Below are 3,019 nucleotides of genomic sequence, written 5' to 3'. Positions count from 1 at the left end.
TACAGCATTGCCAAGTTCACTATCAGAATCTTGATTTGTGCTGTCGTCCCGAATGTGATATTTATGTTGACAATCGGAAGAAACAGCGATGTCCGTGAGATCATCTCGAAACTGACAAAAGGGCATATATAATCCTTTTTTAGGGATACACATATAAATGGCCTTAATAGTTCAATCGGTTCTGACAATCATATTACCGCCATCAATTCAATCAAAGTTGAAAAAGCGTGAAAATGAGGGATAAGGTTTTGATTACGGATAATGCTCACAGGTACATACAGATATTGTACGTGATGGTGCATACGTTGGCAATAAAAAATTTGATGCTGTAATCGAAAAATTGGGAGACTATATCGGTGAAATGATTTGTCAAGGTTGATGTAATAATTTGATTTATATTTTAAAAGAGACTGACGATTAAACTATAAATTAACCATTAATCTGACGTTAATTACTTTAGCGAAAGGAAAGTATTGGTCGGCTATATAATCTGCAAACAATGTCGAATTTTATTGTTATAATTTTCTTTTTTCTTTTAGGGCTGGAACTAATAAATCCCCAATTAAAAAAGAAAGAATCACTATTTTTCTATGTAACAATCGTCCTGATATTGATATTGGCCGCTGGATTCAGGGATGGCCGTTTATATAGAGATTATGAGAATTACGTTAATAGCTATTATTATAGCAATTCTACGGTAGAATATTCTTTTTCCATTATAGCAAGCATTGCCAAATGTATACAAGCGGATAATTATATTATTTTATTTGTTATTTATGCAATATTAGGAGTAGGGATAAAAGCTATTGGAATATGCAAGATTACGCCTTTTATCTTTGCTTCATTAGCAATGTATATAGCTTATTATTACTCTCTACATGAATTGACCCAAATTAGAGCAGGAGTTGCATCTGCTTTGGGAATTTTTTCTATCCCTGCAATATATAAGAAAAAACCTGTTAGATTTTTGATAATCATAAGTCTTGCAATATTTTTTCATGTATCGGCTGCTGTATATTTACCGATGTATTTTTTCAATGGTGATTCTTTTAACAAAAAAAAATGGACGATATTTTGGGGGATATCCATTTTGGGGGTATCTTTTATTTCCCCAATAATTCAGAATCTTTCCATTTTATATTCAGTATATTTTTTTAGAGGAGATAGGCTTAATCTTTTTGCTTCACGGGGTGATACATATGATCTATTTAGTACAATGTTAATATTAAATTATATATTCGGGTGTGTGTACATTTATTTATCTGATAGAATTTATAAATATAATCGCTATTTTTTTATTATTGTAAAAATATATTTAACCGCCATCATTTTTAAAATTACTTTTAGCCAAACGATACCGGAATTGAGTTCAAGAGGTGGGGATTTATTTGAAATAGTGTTGATAATTATGATCCCTATGCTTATGTATATAATAAGACCTCGCATAGGCGGAATTATGGCAGTGGGGCTTATAGGTGGAGCGTATATGTATTATATTTTAAATATTTGGAATATTATATCTTGATACAGTAGTAGTTTTTGTCTTATTGTTCAAAGTCGTGTATGATTTTGATAGAAGAAAAATAAAACTTCATGAAAAAAATATCCATAGCTCTGGCAACATATAACGGAACGCGTTACTTGCGGGAACAGTTGGACTCAATATTGATGCAGAGCGTTCCGTTTAATCTTAATTCCTCGGCGGCATGAAAGATTGTGTAGAACCGCTCGTGTCAGTTATTGTTCCTATACATAATGCGGGCAAATATCTGTATAAATGTTTGGACTCTTTGGTTAATCAGACGCTGCGCAATATAGAAATCATCGCCGTATTGGATTGCCCGACAGATGGAAGCGACAAGGTCGTCGAAGAATTTGCTGCCAACGATCCGCGAATAAAAATTGTACGCAACAAGGAGAATCTGCATATCGGCAACTCCCGCAACGAAGGGTTGAAGGTCGCTCGTGGGAAATACATCGGATTCAGCGACCATGACGATTACTCCGACCCGCGAATGTATGAAGTCTTGTATCGCAAAGCCGAAGAGGAGAATCTCGATTTGGTCTGCAGCCCTTATATATCAGTCTGTCATGAGATCGTTTATAATGGAGGAAACGATCCACAATTACCGCCCGAAGAATTGATGCATGCGATATTCGCATCGACAGTAGGAGTTCTTTCGGAAAACGATAAGCATGGTATATTGTCTGCAAGTGGGGCTGTTTGGCGACGATTATTTAGAACGGAAATCATCCGAAAGCATAAAATAAAGTTTGTGGATACAAAATGTTGTACGTCTGAGGATTGCGCTTTTGTGATAGAATATGCCTTATGGGGGCAGCGTGCCGGTGTCGTTAATGAACCGCTTTATTATCACAATTTGGGTATTAACAATACCGGGGCGACCTTGTCGTATCATGAAGCAAATAAAATAATTTGCTATATAGAATATATTCATACAGTCCTTAACAAGGCAAATGAGTATAAGGGTGAAATTGCTATTCGTCATACAAATATGATTGCTCAATATCTATGGATAGCATTTTTGTCGAGCTTGCATCACAAACATCTTAAACAGTTTTTCAAATCGGATATCCGGCGATTTAGCCAATCGTCGATTGTCGTGAAATCGTTGCAGCAGTCGTTAAGCACATATGGATCATCAAAATTCAAGCAACGCATAAAAAAGATGTGTGTTATTGCGCTCAAAAGAATAATTATTACACAGTCATGAAAAACATTACCAGTTGAGGGGAGAAGGATGGTCGAGATACAACGACTATTAAGCGCCGCAAATCCATGACTTTTCAAATTTCAAGCATAAAGCATCAGAATATGAACATTGCATTAACGCGCTGGTTGAATTAAAATTTCAGGATTTTAATAAAAAAGGAGCTGTACAAGCATCTGCTGGTAAGGAGCCGCATGTATTGTCTTTTCCCCATTTTATATCCTGTCACTTAAAACAACGTGAGCTCGAAATAAAATCAAAGCCATGTAGGCTGCCCGTCATTGATA

General features: G+C 35.5%; 2 protein-coding genes. Both read left to right on the top strand.

Annotated elements, in window-relative coordinates; translation table 11 throughout:
* The first annotated feature begins 499 nt into the window (after window positions 1-499).
* Window positions 500-1,525, top strand: a complete 1,026-nt coding sequence (locus Q0Z70_RS13365) for an EpsG family protein (RefSeq protein WP_298075281.1) — start codon at window positions 500-502, stop codon at window positions 1,523-1,525.
* A gap of 181 nt (window positions 1,526-1,706) precedes the next feature.
* Entirely contained in the window at window positions 1,707-2,735 is a 1,029-nt protein-coding gene (locus Q0Z70_RS13360; RefSeq protein WP_298075280.1) for a glycosyltransferase family 2 protein, read from the top strand.
* The last annotated feature ends 284 nt before the right edge of the window (window positions 2,736-3,019 follow it).

It is taken from the genome of uncultured Bacteroides sp. (genome assembly GCF_947632445.1).
Lineage (GTDB): Bacteria > Bacteroidota > Bacteroidia > Bacteroidales > Bacteroidaceae > Bacteroides.
Note: the sequence above shows the minus strand (reverse complement) of the source record. Positions and strands in the feature narration are given on the sequence as shown.

Bases quoted from the DNA above. Each gene is read 5' to 3' on its own strand.
- Q0Z70_RS13365 (WP_298075281.1), top strand. From the start codon at position 500: ATGTCGAATTTTATTGTTATAATTTTCTTTTTTCTTTTAGGGCTGGAA.
- Q0Z70_RS13360 (WP_298075280.1), top strand. From the start codon at position 1,707: ATGAAAGATTGTGTAGAACCGCTCGTGTCAGTTATTGTTCCTATACAT.